The organism is Rickettsia endosymbiont of Polydrusus tereticollis (genome assembly GCF_964026385.1).
In the GTDB taxonomy this organism is placed as follows: domain Bacteria; phylum Pseudomonadota; class Alphaproteobacteria; order Rickettsiales; family Rickettsiaceae; genus Rickettsia.
Genome location: NZ_OZ032142.1, coordinates 663,156 through 676,462 on the forward strand (window position 1 = coordinate 663,156; position 13,307 = coordinate 676,462).

Sequence of the window (13,307 nt, forward strand, 5' to 3'; positions counted from 1 at the left end):
GCTTCGCCATGAAAGTACGGTGTCATGCCGTGGCTTGACCACGGCATCCAGCCTTTTACTAAGATTTTTTCTAGATACCGTGGTCAAGCCACGGTATGACACACGAACGCTTTGCAAAAATTCTATCCACGCAACAATGCCGGCTAAGAATGACCTACCAGTAAATAATTTTGTTTATATTTTCACATTTTGCCCTTGCAGTGACGGAATAATTATTATATATTAACGCCTGTTGCCTTTCATCTTAGAAGGGGGTGTAGCTCAGTTGGTTAGAGCGTCTGCCTGTCACGCAGAAGGTCGCGGGTTCGAGCCCCGTCACTCCCGCCAGTTCCTGCTGGGGTTTTCAGGGCTTTCCTAAATTTCCTAAAAACTCCGTATGCTCCTTTTATTCGCCTTTTGACTTAATTTTCGAGTGGTGTAATAGCTCGCCAAGCCTCTTCCTGACTGGATTTCAGAGGGGTGTAATATGTACAAAATAGTTACACCTTTTGACGCAATTTCTGTTAAAAATTCCAATTCTAGCGATACCATCTTTTATAATATAGTCGGTAATTTCATCCCTCCTGAGTGGCGTACGCTGACCTCTAGCGACGGTAAAATTTTAAGTAAAACCGCACGGCAAGTTTTATCATTGATAGTTTCGCAGTTACAAAATGATCAGATTTCCGACGGGGTAAATGATGAATTACAAGAAAGTTATTATTATTTTGAGCAGCTACTCGGGGTATGTCAGAAACGTATCAGGCAGTGTTTGCTTGAATTACGTGACGGCGGTTTTATTAAGCTTACTTTAAATACAACTGGTAAAAAAATTTGAACCTTATAAGAAAAATATTTCCACTGAACCGGAAAAAAATTTCGGGTTAACCGACAAGAATTTTCAACAAGACAATATAATAGATATATCTATATCTAAGTATAAATATAAATATAAAGATAAATCTAATTTTGTTAATAAAAATTTAGAAATAAGTAATAAAAACGACCAGGTAAAAACTCCTACACCCCCGCCAGCAGCAAATTCTCACTCCACCGATTCCGGTTCTAGTGCTTCCGCTTCCCCTCCTGCTTCCTCTAATCCCATTTCTACGCTTATCGATAAGGCAAAAAAATGGTGCGGCGGTAGGAAATTATCCGAATTCCATCCGTTAACCGAAGAAGAGGCAGGCATATTGCGGCTTCGATCAAATCGAGAATTTAACTTAAGCTATATGAATAAATTACTGATGAAACTTGCCGAGCAATACCCAGATAATAAATTTTATAACAAAAAAGCAGTTTTAAATTACATGGCTAAAGCTTTGACTTATGAGCTACGACAAGCACCGGTCGTGAATAACGAGGGCTTTAGGTTTAAAACGGATGAGGCTACTAAAGCACGAGATGAATATTTAGCTGAAAAAGAATATGGCTTAGGTACGAGTCAAAAGGCACAATTAGAGCGAAAAATAGCGGCAGTTTTCGAACCGGATATTGCTTACGCTTTGCTACGCTCTTGTAATTTTTCTGAAATTGCCTCGGAGGCTTATCAACTAAAATTAACAAAAAATATTACTTTGCCCGATTATATCAAAACCCGATTGCTTCAAGAAATACAAGCGGTATATGGGCAAGAAATACAGCGTTTAGAAATCTTACCTTTTACCGGTAACGCCCCTAAACAACCCCTTAAAACAGCCGATAGCGGTTACCTTGGGCTTGCAGGGTTAAACCCTAACTCGGTATGGTATAAAGTAAGGCAATATTTAATAAAACAATACGGCGAGGCTATTGACAAATCTTGGTTTAGTAAATTGGAGGCGGTTGAAGAAAATAACGACTCAAGACGAATAACGCTTAAACCCGAAACCCCTTTCATAGGGTCGTGGATCAGCGGTAAATACTATACCGCATTAAGGCTAGCTTGTGAAAGTTGTAATTTTACTTTTGAATTAGTAAAAGTCTAATTCTCTTTAGTTTTATCGTTAAGGGTTTTTGATACTTTTAAATATATTTTTAGGATTTTCTCGGCTAGGTTTTTGTCCATAAGATTTTTAAACTTCTTAGAAATTTCACCTTTAGAGGTAAAAAAGTTGCCCCGGTTATTAATTATAATATTTGCTAATAATTCATACGTTCCTAGCCAAACGGTTAACTCCTTGCCGTAAAAGGTTGCAGTTAACATACTCTTACCTCGATATTTAAAGGGTATTAAGCCGCATTCAAAAGCTATTATTTCGTTGAAAATTAAAGGTTCAAAACATATATGATAATCTAAATTATTATTACAAAACATTAAATCAAGCCTATTAAGCCTATCCTCCAGCGAGTTATTCTTATTGGTTATTTCCTGCTTGTCTTTGTAATACGCAGTAATTAATTCGTCGTTATATTCTAACGCCTCAGCCTCGCCATCAGTCGTAAAATCTATTTTACGTATAATATAAAATTTTTTGTTAATGTTAATTATTACTTGTTAAGTTTATTAAAGTTTTAAATTTCACAATTTATTAATAGTTAAGTTGTTATTGTGATCTATTTACTTCATAACGGTAAAAAAATATTTATTTATAAATTTATTTATTACTATTGTTTGTGTAATTATTTTACTTATATATAATTACTTGTTTTTTTGGTTTATCCTATCGATGTCATAGGATAAACCAAAAAAGCGAGGTCAATATAAACCACTAAATAATAAGACAATTATATTTATTAGCTCGGCTATACTTTAACTACTTAAATTAATTGTATTAGCAAAGAAGCAATTATAATAATTAGTATAATAATATAGTTTTACGTTAAAGGAGCATATTCGGAACATACGGAACTAAAAGACTATTGCAATCCTTATAGTTATCAGGGTTCTCACTGCTTAGCCCTCTGATGGAAAAGCAGAGAGTTAAGGCTAATTTAACGAATTAAGCTAAATATTATGGTTTTCTAGCCATTTTTTGCCGTTTTTTCTTATTTTTTTGCCAGAACTTAAGACTAAAGTTTCAATAGGGGGGTGTTTGGCTTTAGGAATGGGCTTGGGGGGTGTTTGAAAAAATTTTTTGCGGAGGGAATTAACCGGTCAATAACAAAAATTTTCAGTTTTTTTCAGTTTTGTGAATTCGTCTATGTTTTTTGCTTCTAAAAGTTGCTTAGGTACGCCGCTATCATAACTCATTCACCATCTTCTATATATTCCTCATCATTTTCTGCGGCAGTATTTTTTAATTCATCTATATTTTCTATTTTATCTGTAGAAAGTTTTAGCATTTCTCAATCATTATTACAATTTATAGGTGAATCATAACATAAAAATAGCTTAATAAATAGAATAATTTACGATGATAACCATAAGTTAACCTTTTATTGCTTTTCCATTTGTAATCCATAGTAAAAACCTCTATAATATGAGGAATGAGAGGGGTTTATGACTGAGAAGAAAGCAGCAAATAATTATGCGTTATTTAATAAATATTTAGGAAAAATATCAAAAGCACAGATGCAGGCTGGGCAATTACAGCAATCGCAACTATTGCCACAATAAAAAATATATTGATTTAATTTAAAATTATTATTTACGAGATATAAGCCAAGTGGCGGGACAAAAAATAAACGGAATAGTAGTTTGTGACCATCGTGCACCTAATGATGATAAACGTCTACAAGAATTACATGCATCACTTTTAACGGATGGCAAAGAGATAAATTTTGGTCATGATAACTTAATAGAAGGTATGAGGTGGTACCCTTTGTCTAGACAAATTTTTTAAATTTTAGAGGTGTAATTCTCCTGTATTAATGTATTGGTTTTTCAAAGTAAAGTTTGCATTTTCTATGTCATATAGCCTCTTGATAATTTTCTAGTTTTTCTGCAAAATGTATCATTTCAGGTGTCTTATATTCAAGCGATTGATGAGGTCTTTGCTTATTATAAAATTCTATATAATCTCTGATAGCTATCTTTGCTTCACGTACCGTTTCAAGATCAAAACGATAAATCTTCTCTTGTTTCAAAGATCGCCAAAAACGTTCAATAAATACATTATCTAAGGCTCTGCCTTTGCCGTCCATACTAATAGCTATGCCTTGTTGCTCAAGTATTTGAGTAAAATCTTTTGATGTAAATTGTACTCCTTGATCCGTATTAAAAATGTCAGGCTTGCCATGTATAGATATTGCTTCATTTAGAGCTTCAATACAAAAATCATTTTCTAAACTAATCGACACCCGCCAACTCAAAATATAACGACTATACCAATCCATTATAGCAACCAAATATACAAAACCTTGCTTTAATCTTATGTAAGTAATATCTGCACAGTAAACTTGATTGGAGCAAACCACCTCTATATTATTTAATAGATATGGGTATACTTTATGAGCCTGATTCCTACGGCTTAAATTAATCTTTGGGTATACTGCTTCAATACCAAGTATTTTATAATATTTTCTTATCATCTTACGACTAACATTTAACCCTTCGGATTTTAGGACATGAGACATTCTTCTAGTACCATAATAGGGATGCTCTGTAAAAATCTCATCAATTCTGTTCAGTACTCTATACTCCTTATCATCTAAGGTATTCCTAGCTCGGTAGTAGTAACTTGAGCGGTTTAAATCTAAAAGTTTGCATTGTCTTGCTATGGTTAAATTTGAAGCATAACTTATCATTTTTTTCCTAACCTCTAAATCCAAAGATACTAGATTTTTTTTTAAGCCAGTCTCTTTCAACTGTTAACTGGCCTATTTGCTCAAATAATGATTTAATTAAATCTTCTTGGCCGGTATCTTGTTGTTTAGATTTCGATTTAAATCCAGAAACCATAAAATCTAAAGCTTCTTTCTTCCATTTATAAATCTGATTAGCGTGAACACCATATTTGCTGGTAATTTGAGCTATAGTCATTTCTCCAGATATTGCTTCAATTGCTATTTTTGCTTTTTCTTCTGCACTATATTTTTTAACTTGTTTTTTCATTTTTTTTCATTTTTTGCTCCTTTTCCTAGGAGATATTATACCTACTTTTCTCTATTTTCTTGTCTAGTTTTTGGGTACCATTATAGTTTATCAGACTGCCTTGTAGTCTTTTTAAACTTTCTGTACATTTTTGCTTGAATGCTATTTACTTGCATTAGCCTTGCTACTCGAGGGCGTGAGCAAACAAAGCCTTGTTCTTTTAACTCTGTATGAATCCTTGGACTTCCATAAGTTTTATAACTTTCTGTAAAAATAGTTTTAATCTTACTTATCAATTCCTCATTATATTCAGCTCTTTTACTTGGCATGTGATTAATAAAATCATAATAACCACTTCTACTAACCCCTAAAATCTTAGCCATCTGATCTACACAAAAACAAGAACTATGATTCTTCATAAATTCGTACCTTTGTTTGCGGGAGCTGAAAAGATGACCACTGCTTTTTTTAGGATATCTCGCTCTTGTTTTACAAGATGTAATTCCCTCTTTAAATCTCGTACCTCTTGATTCATTACATTGCCACTACCAACAAAGCTAGCCTCTCCTTTGCCTTTGTAATTCTTAAGCCAATATCCCAAACCAGAGCGTGAAACCCCTAACCCGGATATTGCATGAAGTGAGATTTAAAGTAAGAAATTGAGTAATTTATAATATTAGCAATGATACTTTTGTAAAAATTTTGCCAAAAAGTGCTTTGAAGCCGTTATTTTCAAATTTTAGATGTAATGCCCCTTACCCCATTTTTTCTAAGCACCGGGAACAGTGCTAATCTAGGTTATTCTAATGCTAATTTCTTCATCACATGATTCCATACCTGTCGGTAAGGATATGATGAAGATAACAAAAACTTAATACGCCTAGTATTACGGATAATTACTACCCCAATTTTTAATAATTTTAAACGTATTGTACCTATTTGTGCTTTTGCTAATGCACTACCTTGTAATAAATTACCTCTGATATATTCTACTAAAGTGTATGCAAGACCCGATAAAATCATTCTGAGCTGATTAGCCCACCATCTATGACAAGAAGTACGATCTGCAAATAATTCTAGTTGTTGCTCTTTTATACGGTTTTCCATATCACCACGACCACAGTAAACTTTGTCGTATAAATCTTCAGGTTTATCTGATAAATTAGTTACTATATACCTTGGATTTTCTCCAAGCATTGTCATTTCTGCCTTACCAATTATTCTACGTTCATGACTCCAACTACCAGCCTTATATGGAAACTCACTAAAAAGACGTTGCTTTTCTTGGGTTATAATAAATGCTGCTTTTGACTTCTCCATTGTAGGTTTCAGTAACTCATTTAGTCTGTTATTTTGGGGCATTCCTACAATATATTTTATATTATGAATATCACACCAATCAAACATCTGATGACGACAAAATCCACTATCACCACGAAAAATAATCTTTACCTCTGGCCAAGCTTGGCGAAAACGTTTTACTAACAATGATAATATTGCCCAAGAATGTTTTGCTTGATCCTGCTTTGACGTCCTAAGATAACTAACTAACAGATGCTTTCCACAAAAAACATACAAAGGTAAAAAGCAATTATGACCGTAATAACCATGATAAAACTTACCTTCCTGTTGCCCATGAATTTCATCATCCGTAGCATCAAAATCAAGTATTAGCTGCTTTGGTACTATTTTATGAGACTTAATAAATTTATCAAGCATTAGTTCATGCACTTTAATTGCAAAGTGTCTATCAGCATTGTTTTCTATACGACATAAGGTAGAACTACTTGCCATATCATCAATTGTTTCCATAGCTGTTTGCATAGCAGGACATTTTCGTAGATAATTGTGGTCATTTAAATCTTCATAACCTAATGCAATACCATAAATTCGTTGCCTCAGCATTGTTGCCATATTATGGGTAATTTTACTACCATCTCGTCTATCAGGAAATATTTTAGCAAGCTCCTCTGTTATACCAAGCCTTTTATCTGCTTCTCTTAATAACAACACACCTCCATCGCTACTAATATCACCTCCAGTGAAATTTATCTCTATTGTCCGATTTTTTACTTTGGAAAACTGGTAACTATATGCTATACAATTTGTCATGACAAAATCCTTTGTATTATTCTAATGAAATACCAGTATTATACAGCTTTACGAGGATTTTGTCTCCTATATCTCATGCAATATCCGGGCTAGGAAACTTTAAACGTATTGAATCATTAAATATGCAAGATAATACTACTTTAACGGTTTGGCTTAAAGAAGTTGATTTTCCGGTCAAACTACTCAAAAAAGTTTTCACAAACGAGAACGGCAAACAAGGTATATTATACTTGATTACCAATGATTTAAGCCTAGAAGTTCCATATTTCTACGAACTCTATCAAAAACGGTGGCGTATCGAAGAATATCACAAATCAATAAAGCAAAATGCTAGTTTGGCAAAGTCTCCGACTAAAGTTATTCGTTCACAATGTAACCATATTTTTTCTGTACTAATAGCTTACTGTAAATTGGAAAAACTTAAAATAAAAACTCACCTTAACCATTTTGCTATAAAATATAAGCTACTTGTAAAAGCTAATCAAATCGCATTTCAGCAATTAAAAAATATGGCGGCAAATATGCCTATTTGATAAATACTGCGTAACATCAGTAACTAACGACTTTAGAAATCCCCCGGAAGAACTAACCGCCACTATCTACCAGCTTTCTTCTCAAATAGGTAGAGGCTACGGAACTACTATATCATTTTAAAATAAACGACTATGTGCTAGCTTATAAACAGTATTTTGATCACGACGCCCTATAGCTATAACTTGTACTACTAACCTTGAATCTATAACTCTATAAACTAAACGATAACCTACAGTGCGAAGTTTAATTTTATAACAATCTGGCATTGTACTAAGTTTATCTTTAGGAACACAGGGATTTATAAGACGTTCTTGTAATTTTGCTTTAAACTGTTTTTGAATATCTGGTGCTAACTTTCTCCATTCCTTTTTAGCAGTTTCTAAAAAGGTCAATTCATAGGTCATTAATATTTACCGGTATTTCTTTATCGTTTTTACGTTCATCTATAATTCTACCTAACTCAATATCATCAATCATTTCAGTCATTGCTTCATATAAATCAGCAGGAACACAATAAAAAACCGGTTGATTGCGGTTTAATATAGCAAGTGGTTTCCCTCCGGCACTTTGTATAGTACCCATAGGGTTTGACTTAAGCTCAGAAACACTTGCTACTACATCTGCACAAATTACGTGACTCATACTAATATCTCTAAATTACTTTAATTAGTACTAATAATAAAGCTTTTAATAAAACTATTCAAGAATAAAATATGACATATACAAATCGGTTAAAACTGCCGCTTATCCATAGCGGGCAGGCACAGAAGGAAATTACCCATAATGAAGCATTAAATATGCTTGATGTACTAGTAAATTCGGTAATTCACGAGGTTTATATAACTTCGCCGCCTGACTCCCCAAGATCGGGGCAGTTATATATAATCGGTCAAAATGCTACCGAAGAATTTGCAAATCATCCAAATAAAATAGCTCAAAGGCTCGATAATAGTTGGCGGTTTATTACACCGCATAAATGGTTAGCCCGGATATTGCATGAAGTGAGATTTAAAGTAAGAAATTGAGTAATTTATAATATTAGCAATGATACTTTTGTAAAAATTTTGCCAAAAAGTGCTTTGAAGCCGTTATTTTCAAATTTTAGATGTAATGCCCCTTACCCCATTTTTTCTAAGCACCGGGAACAGTGCTAATCTAGGTTATTCTAATGCTAATTTCTTCATCACATGATTCCATACCTGTCGGTAAGGATATGATGAAGATAACAAAAACTTAATACGCCTAGTATTACGGATAATTACTACCCCAATTTTTAATAATTTTAAACGTATTGTACCTATTTGTGCTTTTGCTAATGCACTACCTTGTAATAAATTACCTCTGATATATTCTACTAAAGTGTATGCAAGACCCGATAAAATCATTCTGAGCTGATTAGCCCACCATCTATGACAAGAAGTACGATCTGCAAATAATTCTAGTTGTTGCTCTTTTATACGGTTTTCCATATCACCACGACCACAGTAAACTTTGTCGTATAAATCTTCAGGTTTATCTGATAAATTAGTTACTATATACCTTGGATTTTCTCCAAGCATTGTCATTTCTGCCTTACCAATTATTCTACGTTCATGACTCCAACTACCAGCCTTATATGGAAACTCACTAAAAAGACGTTGCTTTTCTTGGGTTATAATAAATGCTGCTTTTGACTTCTCCATTGTAGGTTTCAGTAACTCATTTAGTCTGTTATTTTGGGGCATTCCTACAATATATTTTATATTATGAATATCACACCAATCAAACATCTGATGACGACAAAATCCACTATCACCACGAAAAATAATCTTTACCTCTGGCCAAGCTTGGCGAAAACGTTTTACTAACAATGATAATATTGCCCAAGAATGTTTTGCTTGATCCTGCTTTGACGTCCTAAGATAACTAACTAACAGATGCTTTCCACAAAAAACATACAAAGGTAAAAAGCAATTATGACCGTAATAACCATGATAAAACTTACCTTCCTGTTGCCCATGAATTTCATCATCCGTAGCATCAAAATCAAGTATTAGCTGCTTTGGTACTATTTTATGAGACTTAATAAATTTATCAAGCATTAGTTCATGCACTTTAATTGCAAAGTGTCTATCAGCATTGTTTTCTATACGACATAAGGTAGAACTACTTGCCATATCATCAATTGTTTCCATAGCTGTTTGCATAGCAGGACATTTTCGTAGATAATTGTGGTCATTTAAATCTTCATAACCTAATGCAATACCATAAATTCGTTGCCTCAGCATTGTTGCCATATTATGGGTAATTTTACTACCATCTCGTCTATCAGGAAATATTTTAGCAAGCTCCTCTGTTATACCAAGCCTTTTATCTGCTTCTCTTAATAACAACACACCTCCATCGCTACTAATATCACCTCCAGTGAAATTTATCTCTATTGTCCGATTTTTTACTTTGGAAAACTGGTAACTATATGCTATACAATTTGTCATGACAAAATCCTTTGTATTATTCTAATGAAATACCAGTATTATACAGCTTTACGAGGATTTTGTCTCCTATATCTCATGCAATATCCGGGCTAAATCCTTAGCAATATCATTGATGCTTTTACTACCTTTATTTGCTAAATACAGTTTTACTGCATTAATTTTAAATTCTTTATCGTATATTTTTTGACTCATTGCAAATCCTCCTAAGATTTATTTTATCTCATCTTAATTCGATTTGTACGTTTTTTTATAGCATGATCAATAAAATTATTCATGAGAGAGCTAAAGAAGTAATCAATAAATATTTTGCCAAGTTAGGTTTAGAAATCAGAGTAGACCCAATAAGTTTTATGCCACAGCAGCATGTCGGCCCTACTAGAATGCGAAGTATTATCAATGAAATAGCAGAGCAAAATAAAATATGCAGGCTTGCCCATCTTGAAATCATCAAAGGAGCAGATGGGATACTTGATCGTATTATTCGTCATCAATCTATTTTTACTAAATTGGATATAGAAAAAGCAGTAAAAGAGATTCCAGAAGAAGCAGAAAAGCAAAAACTAATAAGGGAAATATTAAATTCAGATAGGCTGGTAAAACTATATAATGAAGATGGCACGGATACTAAATACTATACTACTATAGATATACGGGATGAAGAATTAAGGATAGTTAGAATAGCAGATAAGGTAAATAGCCAGATTCATTTTAATAACGTTATTAAGCTTAAAAGTGCTATCGATAATCTTGCAAGTGTTAATGAAGCACAAAGAGAAAGTCTGCAGCATATTTTAATTAATAATCAAGGGATTAGGATTTTACAAGGTAGAGCCGGCACCGGTAAGTCACAAGTACTTGCGAAGGCTTATAAAATTGCCACCAATCATGGACAAAATATTATAGGGCTTAGCCCTACTCATAAAGCAGCATCAGAACTTAAAAGTAAAGGATATCAGGAATGTCATACGATAAAAGGGTTTTTATTTAAATTATATAATGGCAAAGCTGATCTACCAAGAAATACTACGCTAGTAGTAGATGAAGCAGGAATGGTAGGTAATAGTGATTATTTAGAATTACTAAAAGTAGCAAGGAGTAACAATTGTAATCTGATACTGACTGGAGATGAGAGACAACTAACTTCCGTTGAGCGAGGAGGAATGTTTACAGTATTGGCTAGTAAATTTGGCTCATATGAATTAAGTAATATTAGAAGACAAAGCAAATTTGCTCTAAGCAAGGCATGGGCAAAAGAAATGGCTTCATGCTTTGCAAAATCAGATATTGCTGGTGGCCTGCGGTTACTTGCACAGCATAAATGTTTAAAGATTGATCATACGCTAGAAGAATCAATGGCAAGATTAATTAATGATTGGAGTAACAGCAAATTTGCTCTAAATGAGCGTTTAATAATTACCATACGTAATGCTGAAGTAGATAGTATTAATCAAGGGATCAGGGAGTTACTAAAAGCTAAAGGCTTGCTTACCGGTCAAGAATATAGACGCTATCTACCATCTCAGCAGTATGAAGATTATATGGCAGGAGATCGTATTTTGTTTAAAAGTACTAATAAAGATTTACAAATAGAAAATGGTGAATTTGTAACGATAACTTCAGTAAGCAACGATAAGTTTGTTGCTAAAATAGATAGCGGGAAAGAAATAGAATTTAATCCTCAAGATGTAAGCTTTAAACATGGTTATGCTTCTACAGTGTATAAAGCACAAGGAGCCTCAATTAAAGATGTCTATGTATTACATAATCTAGCAGGAAATAGCAGAAATTCCTATGTAGCCATGACTAGCCCGGATATTGCATGAGATATAGGAGACAAAATCCTCGTAAAGCTGTATAATACTGGTATTTCATTAGAATAATACAAAGGATTTTGTCATGACAAATTGTATAGCATATAGTTACCAGTTTTCCAAAGTAAAAAATCGGACAATAGAGATAAATTTCACTGGAGGTGATATTAGTAGCGATGGAGGTGTGTTGTTATTAAGAGAAGCAGATAAAAGGCTTGGTATAACAGAGGAGCTTGCTAAAATATTTCCTGATAGACGAGATGGTAGTAAAATTACCCATAATATGGCAACAATGCTGAGGCAACGAATTTATGGTATTGCATTAGGTTATGAAGATTTAAATGACCACAATTATCTACGAAAATGTCCTGCTATGCAAACAGCTATGGAAACAATTGATGATATGGCAAGTAGTTCTACCTTATGTCGTATAGAAAACAATGCTGATAGACACTTTGCAATTAAAGTGCATGAACTAATGCTTGATAAATTTATTAAGTCTCATAAAATAGTACCAAAGCAGCTAATACTTGATTTTGATGCTACGGATGATGAAATTCATGGGCAACAGGAAGGTAAGTTTTATCATGGTTATTACGGTCATAATTGCTTTTTACCTTTGTATGTTTTTTGTGGAAAGCATCTGTTAGTTAGTTATCTTAGGACGTCAAAGCAGGATCAAGCAAAACATTCTTGGGCAATATTATCATTGTTAGTAAAACGTTTTCGCCAAGCTTGGCCAGAGGTAAAGATTATTTTTCGTGGTGATAGTGGATTTTGTCGTCATCAGATGTTTGATTGGTGTGATATTCATAATATAAAATATATTGTAGGAATGCCCCAAAATAACAGACTAAATGAGTTACTGAAACCTACAATGGAGAAGTCAAAAGCAGCATTTATTATAACCCAAGAAAAGCAACGTCTTTTTAGTGAGTTTCCATATAAGGCTGGTAGTTGGAGTCATGAACGTAGAATAATTGGTAAGGCAGAAATGACAATGCTTGGAGAAAATCCAAGGTATATAGTAACTAATTTATCAGATAAACCTGAAGATTTATACGACAAAGTTTACTGTGGTCGTGGTGATATGGAAAACCGTATAAAAGAGCAACAACTAGAATTATTTGCAGATCGTACTTCTTGTCATAGATGGTGGGCTAATCAGCTCAGAATGATTTTATCGGGTCTTGCATACACTTTAGTAGAATATATCAGAGGTAATTTATTACAAGGTAGTGCATTAGCAAAAGCACAAATAGGTACAATACGTTTAAAATTATTAAAAATTGGGGTAGTAATTATCCGTAATACTAGGCGTATTAAGTTTTTGTTATCTTCATCATATCCTTACCGACAGGTATGGAATCATGTGATGAAGAAATTAGCATTAGAATAACCTAGATTAGCACTGTTCCCGGTGCTTAGAAAAAATGGGGTAAG

General features: G+C 33.6%; 15 protein-coding genes, 1 tRNA gene and 1 pseudogene. 7 read left to right on the forward strand and 10 right to left on the reverse strand.

The features are described from left to right. The first annotated feature begins 250 nt into the window (after nt 1–250). The 3 genes from AAGD48_RS03045 to AAGD48_RS03055 all read left to right on the forward strand — a co-directional run bounded on the left by AAGD48_RS03045 (nt 251) and on the right by AAGD48_RS03055 (nt 1,946). A tRNA-Asp gene (locus AAGD48_RS03045) sits at nt 251–327 on the forward strand. A 139-nt stretch (nt 328–466) separates the two neighbouring features. Further along, nucleotides 467–817: a hypothetical protein gene (locus AAGD48_RS03050; RefSeq protein ID WP_341790411.1), complete on the forward strand. Its 351-nt coding sequence runs from the start codon at nt 467–469 to the stop codon at nt 815–817. A gap of 394 nt (nt 818–1,211) precedes the next feature. Beyond that, nucleotides 1,212–1,946, forward strand: coding sequence for a DnaA N-terminal domain-containing protein (locus tag AAGD48_RS03055; RefSeq protein ID WP_341790412.1), 735 nt, complete (start codon nt 1,212–1,214; stop codon nt 1,944–1,946). Here AAGD48_RS03055 and AAGD48_RS03060 read toward each other — a convergent pair. The 6 genes from AAGD48_RS03060 to AAGD48_RS03085 form a co-directional block, all read right to left on the reverse strand. Further along, on the reverse strand, nt 1,943–2,164 hold the full coding sequence (locus AAGD48_RS03060; protein ID WP_341790413.1) for a hypothetical protein: 222 nt from the start codon (nt 2,162–2,164) through the stop codon (nt 1,943–1,945). The two genes, AAGD48_RS03055 and AAGD48_RS03060, sit on opposite strands and share 4 nt — an antisense overlap. Nucleotides 2,165–3,810: 1,646 nt before the next feature. Further along, nucleotides 3,811–4,647, reverse strand: coding sequence for an IS3 family transposase (locus tag AAGD48_RS03065; RefSeq protein WP_341789572.1), 837 nt, complete (start codon nt 4,645–4,647; stop codon nt 3,811–3,813). A 7-nt stretch (nt 4,648–4,654) separates the two neighbouring features. Next, nucleotides 4,655–4,954, reverse strand: a complete 300-nt coding sequence (locus tag AAGD48_RS03070) for a transposase (protein WP_045812944.1) — start codon at nt 4,952–4,954, stop codon at nt 4,655–4,657. Nucleotides 4,955–5,034: 80 nt separating this feature from the next. After that, complete coding sequence (locus AAGD48_RS03075; protein WP_341790414.1) at nt 5,035–5,352, reverse strand: IS3 family transposase; 318 nt, start codon at nt 5,350–5,352, stop codon at nt 5,035–5,037. Beyond that, a complete protein-coding gene (locus AAGD48_RS03080; RefSeq protein WP_341789337.1) occupies nt 5,349–5,534 on the reverse strand; it encodes a hypothetical protein in 186 nt (61 codons plus the stop codon). The genes AAGD48_RS03075 and AAGD48_RS03080 overlap by 4 nt, the downstream gene beginning before the upstream one ends. A 197-nt stretch (nt 5,535–5,731) precedes the next feature. Beyond that, nucleotides 5,732–7,045, reverse strand: coding sequence for an IS1380 family transposase (locus AAGD48_RS03085; RefSeq protein WP_341789277.1), 1,314 nt, complete (start codon nt 7,043–7,045; stop codon nt 5,732–5,734). 59 nt (nt 7,046–7,104) lie between these two features. Here AAGD48_RS03085 and AAGD48_RS03090 point away from each other — a divergent pair, with 59 nt between their 5' ends. Further along, nucleotides 7,105–7,578, forward strand: a complete 474-nt coding sequence (locus tag AAGD48_RS03090; protein ID WP_341789748.1) for a transposase — start codon at nt 7,105–7,107, stop codon at nt 7,576–7,578. Nucleotides 7,579–7,695: 117 nt separating this feature from the next. Here the strand turns inward: AAGD48_RS03090 and AAGD48_RS03095 are convergent, their stop codons facing one another. Then, nucleotides 7,696–7,983 (reverse strand): type II toxin-antitoxin system RelE/ParE family toxin, encoded by a 288-nt coding sequence (locus AAGD48_RS03095; RefSeq protein ID WP_341789747.1) that lies wholly within the window; start codon nt 7,981–7,983, stop codon nt 7,696–7,698. Further along, entirely contained in the window at nt 7,973–8,221 is a 249-nt protein-coding gene (locus AAGD48_RS03100; RefSeq protein WP_341789746.1) for an antitoxin, read from the reverse strand. Before AAGD48_RS03100 ends, AAGD48_RS03095 begins: the two co-directional genes overlap by 11 nt. Nucleotides 8,222–8,292: 71 nt before the next feature. On the opposite strand from AAGD48_RS03100, the gene AAGD48_RS03105 reads away from it, so the two are divergent. After that, entirely contained in the window at nt 8,293–8,604 is a 312-nt protein-coding gene (locus AAGD48_RS03105) for a DUF2793 domain-containing protein (RefSeq protein WP_341789745.1), read from the forward strand. A gap of 135 nt (nt 8,605–8,739) precedes the next feature. Here AAGD48_RS03105 and AAGD48_RS03110 read toward each other — a convergent pair whose 3' ends face one another. Together AAGD48_RS03110 and AAGD48_RS03115 are read right to left on the reverse strand one after the other, a co-directional pair. Further along, nucleotides 8,740–10,053 carry an IS1380 family transposase gene (locus AAGD48_RS03110; protein WP_341789277.1) on the reverse strand — a complete coding sequence of 438 codons (1,314 nt, stop codon included), beginning with the start codon at nt 10,051–10,053 and terminating at the stop codon, nt 8,740–8,742. Between the two features lie 66 nt (nt 10,054–10,119). Next, nucleotides 10,120–10,245 (reverse strand): hypothetical protein, encoded by a 126-nt coding sequence (locus AAGD48_RS03115; RefSeq protein ID WP_341790415.1) that lies wholly within the window; start codon nt 10,243–10,245, stop codon nt 10,120–10,122. Nucleotides 10,246–10,313: 68 nt separating this feature from the next. Between AAGD48_RS03115 and AAGD48_RS03120 the strand changes: the two are divergent. Beyond that, nucleotides 10,314–11,858, forward strand: a pseudogene (locus AAGD48_RS03120) (AAA family ATPase); the annotation flags it as partial. 91 nt (nt 11,859–11,949) lie between these two features. Then, nucleotides 11,950–13,263, forward strand: coding sequence for an IS1380 family transposase (locus AAGD48_RS03125; RefSeq protein WP_341789277.1), 1,314 nt, complete (start codon nt 11,950–11,952; stop codon nt 13,261–13,263). Nucleotides 13,264–13,307: the final 44 nt, after the last annotated feature.

What these genes read in the sequence shown, in the direction of transcription:
- AAGD48_RS03050 (WP_341790411.1), top strand. Translation starts at nt 467, where the DNA reads ATGTACAAAATAGTTACACCTTTTGACGCAATTTCTGTTAAAAATTCC.
- AAGD48_RS03055 (WP_341790412.1), top strand. Translation starts at nt 1,212, where the DNA reads ATGAATAAATTACTGATGAAACTTGCCGAGCAATACCCAGATAATAAA.
- AAGD48_RS03060 (WP_341790413.1), bottom strand. Translation starts at nt 2,164, where the DNA reads ATGTTAACTGCAACCTTTTACGGCAAGGAGTTAACCGTTTGGCTAGGA.
- AAGD48_RS03065 (WP_341789572.1), bottom strand. Translation starts at nt 4,647, where the DNA reads ATGATAAGTTATGCTTCAAATTTAACCATAGCAAGACAATGCAAACTT.
- AAGD48_RS03070 (WP_045812944.1), bottom strand. Translation starts at nt 4,954, where the DNA reads ATGAAAAAACAAGTTAAAAAATATAGTGCAGAAGAAAAAGCAAAAATA.
- AAGD48_RS03075 (WP_341790414.1), bottom strand. Translation starts at nt 5,352, where the DNA reads ATGAAGAATCATAGTTCTTGTTTTTGTGTAGATCAGATGGCTAAGATT.
- AAGD48_RS03085 (WP_341789277.1), bottom strand. Translation starts at nt 7,045, where the DNA reads ATGACAAATTGTATAGCATATAGTTACCAGTTTTCCAAAGTAAAAAAT.
- AAGD48_RS03095 (WP_341789747.1), bottom strand. Translation starts at nt 7,983, where the DNA reads ATGACCTATGAATTGACCTTTTTAGAAACTGCTAAAAAGGAATGGAGA.
- AAGD48_RS03100 (WP_341789746.1), bottom strand. Translation starts at nt 8,221, where the DNA reads ATGAGTCACGTAATTTGTGCAGATGTAGTAGCAAGTGTTTCTGAGCTT.
- AAGD48_RS03105 (WP_341789745.1), top strand. Translation starts at nt 8,293, where the DNA reads ATGACATATACAAATCGGTTAAAACTGCCGCTTATCCATAGCGGGCAG.
- AAGD48_RS03110 (WP_341789277.1), bottom strand. Translation starts at nt 10,053, where the DNA reads ATGACAAATTGTATAGCATATAGTTACCAGTTTTCCAAAGTAAAAAAT.
- AAGD48_RS03115 (WP_341790415.1), bottom strand. Translation starts at nt 10,245, where the DNA reads ATGAGTCAAAAAATATACGATAAAGAATTTAAAATTAATGCAGTAAAA.
- AAGD48_RS03125 (WP_341789277.1), top strand. Translation starts at nt 11,950, where the DNA reads ATGACAAATTGTATAGCATATAGTTACCAGTTTTCCAAAGTAAAAAAT.